The organism is Glaciecola sp. G7-5, assembly GCF_055808975.1.
In genome coordinates this window covers 5,095,153-5,110,404 of the sequence record NZ_CM147892.1, presented here as the reverse complement: position 1 = coordinate 5,110,404, position 15,252 = coordinate 5,095,153, and the positions used below count along the sequence as shown (strand labels likewise).

At 42.6% G+C, this 15,252-nt stretch carries 13 protein-coding genes; 9 read left to right on the top strand and 4 right to left on the bottom strand.

The window, feature by feature from the left end; genetic code table 11:
- Positions 1–15 precede the first annotated feature (15 nt).
- From AC0L6H_RS22440 to AC0L6H_RS22425, 4 genes are all read left to right on the top strand, one after another.
- A complete protein-coding gene (locus tag AC0L6H_RS22440) occupies positions 16–1,203 on the top strand; it encodes an acetyl-CoA C-acyltransferase (protein ID WP_473391699.1) in 1,188 nt (395 codons plus the stop codon).
- A gap of 255 nt (positions 1,204–1,458) precedes the next feature.
- Entirely contained in the window at positions 1,459–3,093 is a 1,635-nt protein-coding gene (locus tag AC0L6H_RS22435) for a PAS domain-containing sensor histidine kinase (protein WP_473391697.1), read from the top strand.
- A 39-nt stretch (positions 3,094–3,132) separates the two neighbouring features.
- On the top strand, positions 3,133–4,869 hold the full coding sequence (locus AC0L6H_RS22430; RefSeq protein WP_473391694.1) for a putative bifunctional diguanylate cyclase/phosphodiesterase: 1,737 nt from the start codon (positions 3,133–3,135) through the stop codon (positions 4,867–4,869).
- A 162-nt stretch (positions 4,870–5,031) separates the two neighbouring features.
- Complete coding sequence (locus AC0L6H_RS22425) at positions 5,032–6,000, top strand: phosphotransferase (protein ID WP_473391692.1); 969 nt, start codon at positions 5,032–5,034, stop codon at positions 5,998–6,000.
- On the opposite strand, the gene AC0L6H_RS22420 is transcribed toward AC0L6H_RS22425, so the two are convergent.
- Positions 5,997–6,677, bottom strand: coding sequence for an MOSC domain-containing protein (locus AC0L6H_RS22420; protein ID WP_473391690.1), 681 nt, complete (start codon positions 6,675–6,677; stop codon positions 5,997–5,999). The two genes, AC0L6H_RS22425 and AC0L6H_RS22420, sit on opposite strands and share 4 nt — an antisense overlap.
- 143 nt (positions 6,678–6,820) lie before the next feature.
- Here AC0L6H_RS22420 and AC0L6H_RS22415 point away from each other — a divergent pair, with 143 nt between their 5' ends.
- From AC0L6H_RS22415 to AC0L6H_RS22400, 4 genes are read left to right on the top strand one after another with little or no spacing between them, the layout of a single operon-like run.
- Positions 6,821–7,381: an RNA polymerase sigma factor gene (locus AC0L6H_RS22415; protein WP_473391688.1), complete on the top strand. Its 561-nt coding sequence runs from the start codon at positions 6,821–6,823 to the stop codon at positions 7,379–7,381.
- A complete protein-coding gene (locus AC0L6H_RS22410) occupies positions 7,374–7,604 on the top strand; it encodes a hypothetical protein (protein WP_473391687.1) in 231 nt (76 codons plus the stop codon). The genes AC0L6H_RS22415 and AC0L6H_RS22410 overlap by 8 nt, the downstream gene beginning before the upstream one ends.
- A gap of 14 nt (positions 7,605–7,618) precedes the next feature.
- Complete coding sequence (locus AC0L6H_RS22405) at positions 7,619–7,870, top strand: hypothetical protein (RefSeq protein WP_473391685.1); 252 nt, start codon at positions 7,619–7,621, stop codon at positions 7,868–7,870.
- Positions 7,871–7,883: 13 nt separating this feature from the next.
- On the top strand, positions 7,884–8,876 hold the full coding sequence (locus AC0L6H_RS22400) for a DUF4097 family beta strand repeat-containing protein (RefSeq protein ID WP_473391684.1): 993 nt from the start codon (positions 7,884–7,886) through the stop codon (positions 8,874–8,876).
- Positions 8,877–8,910: 34 nt separating this feature from the next.
- Here AC0L6H_RS22400 and AC0L6H_RS22395 read toward each other — a convergent pair whose 3' ends face one another.
- The 3 genes from AC0L6H_RS22395 to AC0L6H_RS22385 all read right to left on the bottom strand — a co-directional run bounded on the left by AC0L6H_RS22395 (position 8,911) and on the right by AC0L6H_RS22385 (position 12,364).
- Positions 8,911–9,624 (bottom strand): endonuclease/exonuclease/phosphatase family protein, encoded by a 714-nt coding sequence (locus tag AC0L6H_RS22395; RefSeq protein ID WP_473391682.1) that lies wholly within the window; start codon positions 9,622–9,624, stop codon positions 8,911–8,913.
- Between the two features lie 13 nt (positions 9,625–9,637).
- The gene (locus AC0L6H_RS22390) at positions 9,638–11,848 is read right to left on the bottom strand and encodes a VTT domain-containing protein (RefSeq protein WP_473391681.1); all 2,211 of its coding nucleotides are present in this window, start codon (positions 11,846–11,848) and stop codon (positions 9,638–9,640) included.
- Between the two features lie 318 nt (positions 11,849–12,166).
- Positions 12,167–12,364: a CsbD family protein gene (locus AC0L6H_RS22385; RefSeq protein ID WP_473394628.1), complete on the bottom strand. Its 198-nt coding sequence runs from the start codon at positions 12,362–12,364 to the stop codon at positions 12,167–12,169.
- A 427-nt stretch (positions 12,365–12,791) separates the two neighbouring features.
- Here AC0L6H_RS22385 and dnaB point away from each other — a divergent pair, with 427 nt between their 5' ends.
- On the top strand, positions 12,792–15,233 hold the full coding sequence (gene dnaB, locus AC0L6H_RS22380; RefSeq protein WP_473391679.1) for a replicative DNA helicase: 2,442 nt from the start codon (positions 12,792–12,794) through the stop codon (positions 15,231–15,233).
- Positions 15,234–15,252: the final 19 nt, after the last annotated feature.

The following is a 15,252-nucleotide window of genomic DNA, read 5'->3' as shown; positions in this document are numbered from 1 at the left end:
TTAGAAGGTACTCATATGAAAGAAGCTGTAATTGTCTCTACCGCACGTACGCCAATTGGTCGTGCATTTAAAGGGGCGTTTAATAATACTAAATCGCCTACTATGACCGCGCATGCAATCAAACATGCCGTTCAACGCGCGGGTGTGGAAGGGGATGAGATTGACGACGTCATTATTGGTTCGGTATTAAATGCAGGCAGCGCTGGGGGCAATATTGCTCGTCTAGCAAGTTTAGCTGCTGGTCTTCCCTATAGTGTTTCTGGCCAAACGATTGACCGTCAGTGCTCATCGGGTGTTATGGCTATTGCAACCGCAGCCAAACAAATCATGGTTGATGGTATGAAAATCGTGGTTGCCGGTGGGCAAGACAACATCACAGAAGTTCAGCAAAAGTATTTTGAGTGGGCAAGCCAAAGCGCCGACGAGAATGTAGTTAAGCATGCACCAAAAGCATACATGCCGATGTTATTGACCGCTGAACACGTTGCTAAAAAATATGCAATATCACGCGACGCTCAAGACGAATATGCGTATTCATCACAAATGCGCACAGCCGCAGCGCAAGAAGCTGGCCGTTTTGATCAAGAAATCGTGCCCATTTCAACGACAAAAGGTGTTTTTAACAAAGAAACCAAAGAAATAAGTTTTGAAGATGTCACCCTTAGTAAAGACGAAGGCAATCGTCCGTCAACGACATTAGCCAGCCTTCAAGGTTTAAACCCCGTGATAGATGGTGGTTGTATTACTGCAGGTAATGCGAGTCAATTGTCTGATGGTGCTTCAGCTTGTGTGGTTATGGACAGAGCGTTAGCTGAGCAAAGAAACCTTGATATATTGGGCACCTACCGCGGTATGATGGTAGCAGGCAACGAACCGGAAGAAATGGGCATTGGTCCAATTTATGCCATCCCTAAATTACTTAAAGTTCACGGTTTGAGTATCAATGACATAGGTTTGTGGGAGTTAAATGAAGCCTTCGCATGCCAAGCCCTGTATTGTCGTGACAAATTAGGCATTGATCCTGATATTTATAATGTAAATGGCGGTGCTATTTCAATTGGTCATCCTTATGGAATGACAGGCGCGCGTACAGTGGCGCACGCATTGATTGAGGGTAAACGCCGTGGCGTCAAGTACGTTGTGGCGACTATGTGTGTTGGTGGCGGCATGGGGGCAGCAGGTTTATTTGAAATCAACAACTAAATGTTTACACTTCAAACACATAGAATTATGACTTATGTGATCAAATTATAAACAAATAGGGGGCGCAAAGCCCCTTATTGTTGACAACTACCTATTGACTGATACATTACGATACAAAGACACGATACAAAGACACGATACAAGTTTTAGGAAAAGTGAAGCTTGTTAACCTGCAGTAACGTGATGCCCTTTCTTAAAATCATGCATCACGCTTTTTGCAACTATCATGGATGTGCATTTTTATAAGGTTTTTTAATGAAAACATCTGTGAACAACCCTAGCTTGCTGGGCGCAATGTGCGTTTCACCTAAGCAGGATAATCGCAGTGATTTGCCTCATCCCAACAATAAAATAGACATGCAGCCAAGCGTTAAACAAGAACAAATAAGTGCTTCTGTGAATGAGCCTCAAGACAAGCACCTAGCTGCAGCAAAACAGTTAGAGATGTTAGCACTGGCCGTTAACTCAAACAGTGCATTTTTGTATCAATTGAACAACCAAAGCACGAGCTACTTTGGTGACAATACTTATCTAACTGCACAGCATTTTGCAGAATTTACTCAAGCTTTAGTTGAGTATCCGTCAACCTTAAAAGTACTAAATGCCAAATCGCTTAGTATCCCATTGCCAGCGAAAACGCACATCTTAGCGATGCTGTTAACCCAAAATAATGGTGACGCCTTAGCTATTATAGGTACACCCGTGATAGCCAACCCTTCAGTTAAGTTGCCCCAAAACCAGCGCAAGCTTGCTGCACTAATAATGCAGAATATAGAGGGTGAATTAAGGCAGCAACAGCAAGCGTCTACATTGCATGCGATACATTCTCAGCATGTACAGATATCGGCTTTAAATCAAGACTATATCTGTATTAAAGACAGTGCGCACAAGATGGTTTACGCTAATCCAGCAATGCTTAATACCTTTCCAACTAAGGTCCGCAATAATCTACTCGGCAAGACCAGTGCCCATTATTATAATCCTGAAACCTGCGCTCAAATTATAGATTCAGATTTAAGCGCTTTGTCTACCGGTTTTTTCAAGGGCAATGAGAAACTGACGTTAGCGAACGGCGAAGAAAAGATACTACTTACCACCAAAAAATCCTTTATTGGCGTGGATGGGAAGAAGTATTTGATGTCGGTATCTCGCGATGTTACTGAAAAAGAGGTTTTAATTAACGATTTAAAACGCTCTAACAGCGACTTAGACAATTTTGCTTACGTTGCATCACACGATTTACGTTCTCCTTTAAATGTTATTAAAAGACTAGTTACTTGGGTAAAAGAAGACTGTGACAGTGTTTTGCCAAGTGAAAGCAAAGAAGATCTTGTGATTGTACTAAGTCGTGTTGAACGAATGGAAAAGTTACTTGCTGATTTGCTAAGTTACTCTCGCATTGGTAGAGACTACCAACAGGCCGTTGAGATTAATCTGCACGACTTTATGGTTGAACTTCTGTCCCTCATAGACCTGCCCATGGGCTTTGCACTCAAATGTGATTCGGTAAATATTAAGGTACCAGAAATTGCCTTTAACGTGGTCATGCTTAACTTAGTGTCTAATGCAATAAAGCATCACGATTCTGGCAATGCCAAAATAGAGGTTAAGGCAAAAGTGAACGAAAGTGGCTGCGTCATAAGCGTATTAGACAATGGGCCTGGCATCGAACAAAAAAACCGTGAGCGAATATTTAAATTATTTGAAACCCTCAGGCCTCGAGACGAAGTAGAAGGCAGTGGCATGGGCTTAAGTGTCGTCAAGAAGATTGTGGAACATTATGGTGGTAATATTAAGGTAGAAGCAAATCTACCCCGTGGGACTAAGTTTATTGTTACTTGGCCTCAACACAATATTGCGCGTGCGGTTTTGGATAACTTGAATGATTAACAGTGACAAACTAATTTTTCAATGCAAAGAGACGTATCTATGGAAATGAAAAGAAGGTTGCATATTTTATTGGTTGACGATGATTTGGCTGACCGGCGAATTATCCGACGGATGCTAGCCCACAATGCTGCCGATGTGAAAATCGTAGAAGCGGTCTCGGTCGAAGAAGGCTTAGGTATTCTGCAAAGCCAAAGTTTTGATGCTATTTTGCTTGATTATAAACTGCCAGGTGCCAATGGTATCGAAATGGTACAAGAACTTAGATCTCGACCTGATTTAGGCAGTATAGCGATAATCATGATGAGTACGTCTGAGAATGAAGCTCTGGCTGTTCAGTGTATCGAATCTGGTGCGCAAGACTTTATTGAAAAAACCGAGTTACAACGTCTTAACTTACATCGCGCCATTGTACATGCGCATAAACGTTTTGAGTTAGAGCATCAACTTCATCAAAATTACTTAAATGTTAAGCATCTTGCGGAAAAAGACCCCCTAACGGGTTTATCAAATCGCCATCATTTCAATCAAATGATGGATATGTTGATCATTCCCGGTGGGCGCTCAAAAGTCGATATAGCGTTGTTGGTGATGGATCTAGATAACTTTAAATACATCAATGACACCCTAGGACACGACGCGGGAGACCGCTTATTGATTGAGTTTGCTACTCGAGTCAAAAAGCTATTGCGTCGGCACGAAAGCTTCGCACGCTTAGGGGGAGACGAATTTGCGATTATTCTAAACGGAATAAAATCGACCCAACAAGTACGTTTAGTCGCAAAGCGCATACACGAAGCACTGCAAGTACCCATGAAATTAGGCAGTGCAGAGGTAGAATGCCGAGCCAGTATTGGTGCCGCAATTTATCCTCTGCAAGCTAGCGAAAAAGAAACCCTCATTAAATATGCTGATATTGCCATGTACAAAGCCAAAGGAGATGGTAAAGGGGTGATGCGCTTATATGATCAAAGCATGAGCGCAGACCATAAGCGATTATTCGATATTCAAGCGGGCTTGAAAAAGCATATTTTAGCGCATAGTTTTAACATTCATTTTCAGCCAGTGATCGATTTAAATAGCAATCAAAATATCGGTTTTGAAGCGCTTATTCGCTGGCCCCATGAAGATCAAATGGATATTAACCAGCAGTATGTCCCCGACGAATTTATTCCTATCGCTGAAAAAAACGCAGATATCCATGCGATTGGACATTGGGTAATTGATAAAGCTATTGCCCAGATCTCAATTTGGCAGAAGACTCATGCTAAAGAAGGTTTTATTGCCATAAATATCAGCCCTGTACAGCTACAAAATCATTCCGTAACCGAATATATTATTAACCGAGCTGAAGCTTACTCGGTGAATCCATGCAATATCGTATTAGAAATTACAGAGACCGCATTATTTGAGCAGCAAAGTGCAATTAAGCAATCAATTGAAGCGCTTTCCGATTATGGTTTTGTTATTTCTCTTGATGATTTTGGCGTCGGTTATTCATCTATTTCACACTTGATAGATTTTCCCATTAGTGTTGTAAAATTAGATAAATCTTTATTTACTGTTGAGCACAGTGAAGAGAAAAGAAAAGCGGTATTTGAAGCCTTGGCTGAAATGCTTAAGCGTTTAAAAATGACCGTGGTTGCGGAAGGGATAGAAACTCAAGCTCACTTAGACATGTGTAAGTCTTTAAAAATTGACCACGGGCAAGGCTTCTTTTTAGGCCGCCCTGCGACGGCCGAAAGTATTGATGCTGAATTTAATCTTGTCGAAAGTTAGGCTTGCGAGAACGAATTAATTTCATTGACTACTATATTGCTAAGCACTGCAATACCATAGTAGCACCTTGCAAAGTAAAGAGAGTGATTTATCAGAAACGCAGAATTAGAAAGTGCGCTTAGTCGCTTTTTTAAGGGCCAAGCATTTCGTAAAAAAGAGACCGTGCAAAGCCTATGGAGTGGCTATGGAGAGATTGCTCGGTATACACAAGACAATTGTGATGAAGCAAAAAGTGCGCTGATTAGCTGCATTGCCAAAGTGGTAACTTTGCAACAAATTGAACATCCAAGGGGCTGGAACACAGAGGCTTCGCATCAACGTAAGCTGTCATCCTATCTAAACGAACAAGCCTTCTATCGCCACTTTGCCCAATTTACAAACGATACTTGTGTAGTGCCCGACTTGTATGCAACGAGTCAGGGCAGTCACAATATGTGGATGCTGTTACAAGATTTAGACGCGGCGGGATTTAGTCTAAGAAGTCTTGGTGCCGATGAAAACCTGGTCTGTCTAGGCATTTCTTGGTTAGCTAATTTTCATGCATGCTTTATGCAAGACAAGCATTGTGCAAGCTCGTTTGAACGACCTCCCTGGCAGCATGACAGCGATAAAATATGGCCAATTGGTACCTACTGGCACTTAGGAACACGTCGTCAAGAGTGGGATGCGATGCCCGATTCGAAACTAAAACGCTGTGCCAGGTTAGTCGATGCACGTTTAAATCAAGCTAGATTTCAAACCCTAGTACACGGCGATGCGAAAATTGCGAATTTTTGTATTCATGTTGATAAAAATCAGTTGGCGGCAGTGGACTTTCAGTACGTCGGTTTTGGTAGTGGAATGAAAGATTTGGTTTACTTCTTAGGTAGTTGTATTGGTGAACATGATTTGCAACATAACGCTGAGCGCTACTTAGATATGTATATCGACGCGTTAAAAAATGCCTTATCAAAACAAACAAGTTATGATAAAAGTTTAGCGCTAAATGAAATTGAGCAAGAATGCCGCGACCTATATTGTTTTGCTTGGGCTGATTTTGAACGCTTTTTAGTTGGTTGGTCTCCTGGACACAAAAAGCTGAATCAGTATTCTGCCCAACAAAGCTCTAAAGCCTTGGCACTTATTGCTTAAATGTATTTTGCTAGTCTCAACGTTACTCTGTGCATGTAAGCTTGCCATTCGGGAGCAAGAGAAGGCTCTTGAAAGGCCTTTGTCGCCAAGGTCATTTTTGCTACAGGGTCTTTTGTTGGCAAAGCAAGTTGGCGCAATTCCCAAATGTCCTTAACAGAAATAGCTGAATCTTCGCGGTGTTGCAAAAGGATGTCGTCTCCAACATGTATGTCGCCTTCCTCCAGTACGCTGTAATACCACCCAGTGATGGCGTATTTTGCCACGCATAAGTCCATTTTGGGAACGCCATAACGATGATTTATTTTTGCGCAGGGTGCTCGCGGCGATACTACTTTAACTAAGGCACTCCCTATCTGATACTGATCTCCAATAAACACGTTACTTTCATGCATATGAGGCGCACTAATATTTTCACCAATTGTACCGGGTAATAGGCTTTGTGATGCTTGCGGAAAATGCTCACTTAATATGGCGTAACTTTGCTGAGCAAATTGATGAAGCGCCATATAAGGGCCCCCGTGGAGTTTTTTATTGCCTTGCTCGTCTTCAATGGCACCATCATACTTTATTTGCAGCCTTGAATGGGGCTGTTTAATGATGCCACTAGGAGACTGCCTAGGACCAAATGCTTGGGGCTTACCCGCATACAAATTTTCTACTTGCGATAGGCTTTTCATCTGGCTACACCGTCCTTTTTATACTAATTATCTATGGTAAAGTGAAAAATCGTTGTGGGCAAAACATTATTTTTTAATTGCATGTAAACCTTTGCATTTTATTTAACGACTTATATTAGGAAGCCAATGGATAATGAATAAATATGGAATCAAAATTGAAGCTAGTTGACCCGCCAAGCGAACAAGAGCTGACTTTGAGTCAGTTGATTGCTCGGGCGCAAGCTCAAGACAAACAAGCCTTTCAAGCTTTGTACCATATGCACCTTACTAAAGTGTATGGTCTGTGCTGCCGCCTATGCAGCGATAAGTCACAAGCAGAAGACGCCACACAAGAAGTGTTTATTCAGCTTTGGCAAAAAATAGGTAATTTTAAAGGGGATAGTCAGTTTTCAACTTGGCTACACAGCGTCGCTTCAAATGTGACTATCTCATACATTCGTAAACAAAAAGGCTGGTGGCAAAACATGTTGAACATCGAAAGTTCGACAACATACGAACAACAGAGCGATGAGAGTATTTGTCATTCGGATTTAGAAAAGTGGATTGCTAAATTACCTGAAAGAGCAAGATGGGTATTTGTGCTGCACGCAATTGAAGGCTACCGGCACGACCAAATCGCCGACATGCTAGGCATGGCCGTAGGCACTAGTAAGGCACAATTTCATCGGGCAAAAGGTTTAATTGAGGAGTGGATGGATGAGTAAGCATAACAAACCATCTATAGAAGAGCAGATAGCGGCGCTTGATAAGCACAAAACCCCAAGCCGAGACCTGTGGACGGGGATTGAATATGGTATTTCAAATAATCAACACATGACGCAAGCAAAGCCCAGATCTAACCCAAAAGCTAAGCCGTTTTTGGCGATTGCGGCAAGCTTAGTAGTGGCGGTATTGCTTGCTTTTTTAGCTTTGAAAGTGGGCGAATAGAATCAGGTGAAGCCTTGGTCGCGCAATTGGCAAAGCAACATAGCGCGCAAAAAGATTCCTTACTGACTAGTTTAGCTGGACAGCCTACAACGACACAAAACTGGCAGGAGCAGCTTGATGAACTCGATGAAGCCGCCGCTGCTATTAAAAAGGCGCTCGAAAACGAACCTAACAACGCTGCACTGCTAAAGATGCTACAGCGCGTATACGAACAACAAATTGCGCTAATTGAGCGCGTTCATGCACCTGCATGGCAACAAATTTAAGAGAGGTTAGTACATGTATTCCCTATTTATGAGTAAGTTAGTGACAAAAATATTTGTGGTCTTTTGTGCTTTTTCATTCCTTGCCAATGTTCCGGCCTTTGCCAATGAAAAAGTGAATAAAATCCTTGAGGTAAGCAGTGACAGCCTTGTTGAAATAAAGCATGTATCGGGTCAAGTCAAAATCATCGGTTGGGACAACAATCAAATAAAAGTGGAAGGGGAGTTAGGCGAAAAAACCAAAGAGTTCAGATTTGAACGCGATGGAAAATCAGTCATTATTGAGATTGAAGTTGAAAAGCGAAAAGACGGTTGGGGCTGGGGGAATGATAGTGACAATGGTGATGATTTGCTTATACATGTCCCAAAAAACAGTCGCGTAGACTACCACTCTCCTAATGCTGATATGTCGATTGAAAACATTTTTGGCGGCAGTGATATCGATATGATTAATGGTGATTTAAACGCCACTCAGCTAACTGGCAGAATTCGCCTAAAGACCGTCAATGGTGATATCAGGGGCAGGCAATTAGCCGGCGAATTAATCCTTGATGCAGTTAATGGGGACATTCGCGCTGAACATGTGAAAGGTGATGAAGTGAGTGTCAACACCGTAAACGGTGATATTAACGTTACATCGTCGGCCAAAGAAGTGCGAGCTGAAACGGTAAATGGAGATATCGAATTTATTTTAGGTGATGTTATTGAAGTGAAAACCAATACCGTAAATGGCAATATAGATATGGAAATGAACCTTGTTGATGGCGGCACTGTGAAAGGCAGTTCAGTAAGTGGAGGGATAAAACTAGCCTTCCAAGAGGGGATTCAAGCTAAGTTTGACCTTGAGGCCCACGCCGGTGGTAATATTAGAAATCGCATCACTAATCAAAAGGCAAGTAAAGCCAAGTATGGGCCTCGCAAATGGTTAGAGTTTTCTACCGGAGAGCCAAGTGCCTGGGTAGATGTCAGCACGGTAAACGGGCGTATTGAAGTAAGCAGCAGAGACTAGGCCGGCTCTTCACCGACGCCGTTCTTGCGTAGGCTTAAACGGGTTGTGGGAACGCTAATTCAGCTTGGATAGGGAAATGGTCCGAAAACACGCGAGTTTCGGGGGTTTTTAGAATTTTGGCGCTGTTCACAAGCTGGTGTGGTTGACACCAAAATTTGTCTAATTTGAATAAGGGGAGTTTATTCGGAAAGGTTGCTCCTAGTGACACTGCCCGTAGCTTTTTGTTGATAGCGCGCAAAGAGCGAGGGAAAAACTGCCATTCATTAAAATCACCAGCAACTAAAAAAGGGGTATTATCAGCCGCCATTAACTCATCCACCACAGCTTCTAATTGCACAAACTGTGCACAGCGTTCATATTGCTTGAGTCCCTTGTGGGTATTCAAAATGCGCAAGGTATGCCCATCTATATCGAACAGTACATCTTGAATATTACGCGGTTGGCGAGTTTTTACGCTAATATCTACGGAACGCTTTGAGCTATGTTTGAAGCGCGATAGTATCGCATTACCGTACCAACCTGTTTCGGTAAAAACGGCGGGTGAAGCGATGAAGTCTGTAAAATAATCTGCTTTAAGTTTCGCTATTTGTGCAGCTTTATCCAAAGTAGGATCGCGCAGATCCATTTCCTGTAAACAGACGATATCGGCTTTTTGCTTTGCTAAAAATTCACCTATACGACCATAATCAAAGACATTATCGATGCCCACTCCGCTATGAATATTGTATGAAATCACTCGCAATGACATTTGCAATGGTCCTCTATGACTGTTCTTGCATCGTGTCAGCAGAAGACTTATCTACCTTGTCTAATTTGGCAGTATCACTGTCTTCCTGGATATAATTGACTAAGCGTTGTGAGCCGTAGGCAAGTAAAATCCATCCCAGCAAACCCGCAATGAGAAAGGCAATATGCTTAGGTGCTGGATCGCGAAGAATATCGCTGATTGAACCGCCCACCAAGGCTTTGACTATCATCATAGGAAGCATGCCGATAAAGGTTCCGGCCAAAAAGTGCATAAGCTTAATAGATGATATACCAGCCACTAAGTTCACTAGGCTAAAAGGGGCAATGGGAATATTCCGCAAAACCGCAACACCAAAAATACCGTTTTGCGCAAACTTTTTGTCAATCTTGTTTATTCTCGGTCCAGCGAGATCACGCAAGCCTTTGTCACCCATTAACTTACCAATTAGAAATAGTAGCGCGGTACTCATCATTACACCGACCATGCCGTAGACCACACCCCATACCGCACCAAACACCATTGCTACCGCGAGCGACAGCACCGTGACTGGGAAGAAAAGTAAACCCGCGACAACATAAATCGCACTGACCACAAAAATAGCCCACGGGCTGTCACGCATAGACGATAGCATTGCTTGCAAATTTTCTTTACTCATCCAGTCAACGTGTTGGCTTAATAAATAGCCGCCTCCCACCAGCAAGGCTATAACGAATAAAGTGGCGCTTATCACAAGGCCTTTCTTACTCGGATTGGGTAAATACAAACGTTTTGTGCCGCCAAGGGGTATAGATGGCAAAATGGGCTCCTGAGGGTCGCCGAAAGGCGTAACCAGTTGTTGTAAACTTTGATCGGTAAATATTTCGTCATCAGCCTCATGCAAGCAGTAGGCATATTTGTCTTTGCAGCGGGTAAGTTTGTTAAACGTATCGTCGCTATCAATTGCTTCTTGAACTTCGTCAACTGACCAACCGGCATGTTCACTGATCAGATCGTTTCTAAACCATGCAATTTGCTTTTCATGCGCCTCGGTTGAGGCGGCAAAGACTAAGTCGCATTCGGTATCTAGGGACATAGAGCGGTTAGTTAAATTGGATGAGCCAATCACAAAATGTGTGTTGTCGATAACCGTTACTTTGGCATGAACACGCTTTTGACCGGCTAGACCATCTTTGTTTGTTGAGCCCGAATAGGCTATGAGTACTCGCCCATCGTCAATGCCATTTTCTAGTATTTTCTTAAAGTCGATTCGACCTGCCCAATAGGCTTCTGTTTCAACTGCTCCTTCAGGTTTGTAAGAACTTACTAACAGCACGCGTAATTTGGGGCAAGCCTTCAGTCGTTTATTGATGGCTTCAGCAATTTCGCCCCTATTAGCAAATTGGTTTTCAATATAGATAAACTCATTTGCTTGAGCAATTAACCCAAGCAACATTTTTCTGACTTCTTGGGCAGGCTCAGCCTTATCCATAAACGGAATCGTTTGCGCGACGCCACAGTCTATGTTTTCGAAAATAGGCTCTACGCTTTTTGGCCAAGTAGGCGGCAATGTATCACTACTTTGTTGCGAAGTTGACTCGCTTATCTGTAGGGGCTTGTCTACTAAACGGTTCCAGCGCCATCGCACGAGTTCTGAAAGCTTAACAACAATCGGACCACTGACCGCGACTTGAACATCGTGAAATGGACCATAACTTCCGTCACCGTCGTCTCTTTCTGGCTGCTCTATTTTATGTTCTCGGGTGTCCCAGCGATGCACCGCTACATCCATACCGCCAGAGAAGGCGAGTTCATCATCTATAATCACTATCTTTTGATGCTGACTGCCACCCATGGGAATACTGCCGTCGAGTACAGTATGTACATTGTCAGGGGTTTTCTCATCCCATACTTCTTTTGCCCAAACTTCACGCATGCCAAAAAACGCTAGTGAAGAATCCCAGCGTAGTAAGTACACTTGTAAATCAGGGTTTTCCTTGGCTTTTAAAGCAATCAGTTCGCTTATCACTGAAGGCAAGTTCGAGTTTTGTTCTTCCTCACCTCTAAGCAAGCGGATCCGGCTGTCTATATCCCAGCCTACAATAAAAATTGTGCGCTTCGCATTGGCTATCGCTTCGTGTAAGGCTCGGTAATAATTTGCACAGTCGACGACTGGCGCTGCGAAACGCGCTGTGCTTTTGCTTGTATGATTGTCTGAATGCTTAAATATGTCGGTTGGCGCTGTCATTGGGTAAATAATTCCTGCTTACTCAGTAATAATTTCATTGTTACATTCTCTTAAAAGTGCTGAAGACCAGTAAAATTAGGGTTTCCGCATATACAGAAAATGTTTGTTACTAGTAAAGAGCAAAAATGATGCCTAAGCGCACATAGCCATTGCGGTATTGAATGAACAAGGCGTCCTTTTATCTACATGGCAAAAAGCGACCACATAGCAAAAAGCGGCGACAACACTCAACCCCAATCTTAAAAAAAACTGAGTTTAAGCGTAGTCGCCGCTTTAACGTATGTTGGTCTTATGTATGTAGCTCGACCAGATTACCGTTTAGTGCTTGCTGAGGAAGTCATCTACTTCACGCTCGGCTTCATCTTTTGACTTGCCGTACTTTTCTTGAACTTTACCGATAAGTTCGGTTCGGTTACCTTCCATTTTGTCTAATTCATCATCAGTTAACTCGCCCCATTTCTGTTGCGCTTTACCTTTGAGCTGTTTCCAATTACCTTCAATGCGATCATTATTCATCATATTCTCCTTAGTTATTGTCAAATTGTATAAGCACTTAACGTGAAGCAAGAAGCTTTCCAGAATTTATTGACAACAATCGATGGTAAATATGTTTATAAAACAGTGGGTTAGCGATGAGGGTTGCAATAACTTTTATGACTGAAATGATGCCTGTGAAAAAGCTTCAGGGTTATCCGTAAATATTACGGGGTTTAATTAGTTAAGTAGCAAACGCATACTTGTTCTAGCTAGGCCTCTAATGGTTGGCGAATAATCGTAGCTTTTCTCTCAATTTAAATGAATTTAGCCTTTTTTTGATCGGTTTAGGCGTCGATTTTGCAATCGACTAGATTTTCAATGGCAGGCTTTTTTAGGCAAAACAGACAAGACAAATTAGATTGCTTAGCGCATAATAATAGCCCGTTTTTTACTGTTAAGGATTTTCGTGGCGCAGGCACCAAATCAATCCACAGCTAATCGCTCAAAAGACAATACTCTAGATGACGATATTGCTAGACTAAATACTCCTCCTCATTCCTTAGAGGCTGAACAGGCCGTGTTAGGCAGTATTATTCAGTCGATTGATGCATGGGATAAAGTCGCCGAAATCCTTATTCAAGAAGATTTTTATAATCGTTCTCATCGCGTTATATATACAGCGATAACTCGACTAATTTCAAAAAGTAGTGCGGCTGACCCTATTACCTTAAAAGCAGAGCTCGAACTGCATGATGAGCTCGATGAGGTTGGGGGTTTTAGCTATTTAGTTAACTTGGCACGAAACACGCCTAGCTCTTCAAATATTACCGCTTATGCGAATATTGTTCGTGAAAGAGCCGTGGTCCGAGAATTAATAGGCGCTGCCAATGAGATTGCCGATGCTAGCTTTAATCCTGAGGGCAGAGACAGCAAAGAGTTACTCGATTTAGCTGAAACCAAAGTCTTTGAAATAGCCGAAAAGCGCACCGCTGCAAATGAAGGCCCAATTAGTGTTTTTACAGCGTTGCAAAAAACCGTCGGCAGAATCGAGATTTTAGCAAAGCAGAAGAAGGCGGTAACTGGTGTATCCACCGGTTATACTGACCTTGATAAAAAGACCAGTGGTTTGCAACCTTCTGATTTAATCATCGTGGCTGCGCGACCTTCAATGGGTAAGTGCATAGTATCGGGTTCAAGCCTTGTTCACCCTGAATCAGGCGTACTAATGACCATAGACGAAATGGTTAAGCACAAAATTGGTGCGGTAAATGCGTTAACGAACGACTTTTTAATACGCCCTGCCTTTGCTACAAAATTTGTGGATGACGGCATTAAACCGGTATTTGAAGTGACTACTGAATTAGGGCGAAGCATTCAAACAACCTTAAGCCATCCCTTTCTTACTGGAGATGGCTGGCAAGCGCTAGCGAATATTACTGAGGGTGAGTACATCGCGGTTCCGCGTGAGCTTCCTGTTTTTGGCAATCATAAATTAGGTGAAACGGGCATAAATGAGAGTGTCGAACGCGCACTTGAAGTTGAGAATAGCCAGTGCATCGAAGCTGATATCTTTACGCTTGAAAAAGCGCCGCTAGGGCTTTTCATTGCGCAGTTATTTGTCCGTTGTGGAGATGTCAATAAAGACGCACGGGCATTAGTTTTTACAACTAGCAAGGCAAGGCTTGCCCAACAATATCAACATTTATTGCTTAGGTTTGGCGTGATTGCTAGCTATCGCTCCCTAGCTAATGACCATCATGAAGTGGGCATTGCACAACTAAGTAGCATTAATCTGTTTGTCGCAAGCTTTGGATATTGTGGTAAACAAGACGACATAAACCATATTTTGACTGAGCTGGCTGCGCAAAACGACCTTCCTGAACAACTGCCTAAAAGTGTTATTGGCTATATTGAGAAATTAAAAGAAAAGCATGATTGGGAAGCGGTGCTGAAAAGCGCTAAGTTAGCGCAATCCCAGCTTGCAGAAAGCCATCTAAACGCTTTAGAGCGAGGAGAGTTAAGCCGGGACGATGCAGCTTTTTTTGCGACTGTATTTAACGATAGCTATTTGCAAGCATTAGGATCATCTGAAGTATATTGGGATAAAATAGTGAGTATTCGCGCTCAAGGTAATAAGCAAGTTTATGACCTTAGTGTGCCGGATTTGCATAATTTTATCGCCCAAGATATATGCGTTCATAATACGACCTTTGCGATGAACTTAGTTGAGAATGCCTTGTTGCTTGAAGAAAAACCAGTGCTTGTATTCAGTTTAGAAATGCCTTCTGAACAAATTATGATGAGGATGCTTGCGTCCTTAAGCCGAGTTGATCAAACCGCCATTCGAACCGCCCGCCTAAATGATGATGATTGGGGTAAAATCCAGTCAAGCATGGTGATGCTCAAAGAAAAAGATAACTTATTTATAGATGACTCTTCGGGTCTTACACCAATGGAAGTGCGCACCCGGGCACGCAAGTTAGCGCGCGATAAGGGCGGTATTTCGTTGATTATGATTGATTATCTTCAATTAATGCGAGTGCCGAGTTTATCTGACAACAGGACTCTTGAGATATCTGAAATTTCAAGGTCACTTAAGGCCTTAGCGAAAGAGCTGCAATGTCCTGTGGTTGCACTTTCTCAGCTTAATCGGGGCCTCGAGCAACGTGCTGACAAACGTCCAATCAACTCTGATTTGCGTGAGTCAGGCGCAATTGAGCAAGATGCCGATCTGATAATGTTTATCTATCGTGATGAAGTCTATAACGAGAATAGTGATATTAAAGGCGTTGCAGAAATCATCATTGGTAAGCAAAGAAACGGCCCCATCGGTACCACGCGGCTTACTTTCCAAGGGCAATTTTCTCGCTTCGACAATTACGTTGGGCCTGCTTATGACGAAGAGTAAATTGCGCTCCTATTAATGA

Coding starts and splice junctions, on each gene's coding strand:
- AC0L6H_RS22390 (WP_473391681.1), bottom strand. CDS start 11,848: ATGACAGCGCCAACCGACATATTTAAGCATTCAGACAATCATACAAGC.
- AC0L6H_RS22400 (WP_473391684.1), top strand. CDS start 7,884: ATGTATTCCCTATTTATGAGTAAGTTAGTGACAAAAATATTTGTGGTC.
- AC0L6H_RS22415 (WP_473391688.1), top strand. CDS start 6,821: ATGGAATCAAAATTGAAGCTAGTTGACCCGCCAAGCGAACAAGAGCTG.
- AC0L6H_RS22430 (WP_473391694.1), top strand. CDS start 3,133: ATGGAAATGAAAAGAAGGTTGCATATTTTATTGGTTGACGATGATTTG.
- AC0L6H_RS22395 (WP_473391682.1), bottom strand. CDS start 9,624: ATGTCATTGCGAGTGATTTCATACAATATTCATAGCGGAGTGGGCATC.
- AC0L6H_RS22410 (WP_473391687.1), top strand. CDS start 7,374: ATGAGTAAGCATAACAAACCATCTATAGAAGAGCAGATAGCGGCGCTT.
- AC0L6H_RS22440 (WP_473391699.1), top strand. CDS start 16: ATGAAAGAAGCTGTAATTGTCTCTACCGCACGTACGCCAATTGGTCGT.
- AC0L6H_RS22420 (WP_473391690.1), bottom strand. CDS start 6,677: ATGAAAAGCCTATCGCAAGTAGAAAATTTGTATGCGGGTAAGCCCCAA.
- AC0L6H_RS22435 (WP_473391697.1), top strand. CDS start 1,459: ATGAAAACATCTGTGAACAACCCTAGCTTGCTGGGCGCAATGTGCGTT.
- AC0L6H_RS22385 (WP_473394628.1), bottom strand. CDS start 12,364: ATGAATAATGATCGCATTGAAGGTAATTGGAAACAGCTCAAAGGTAAA.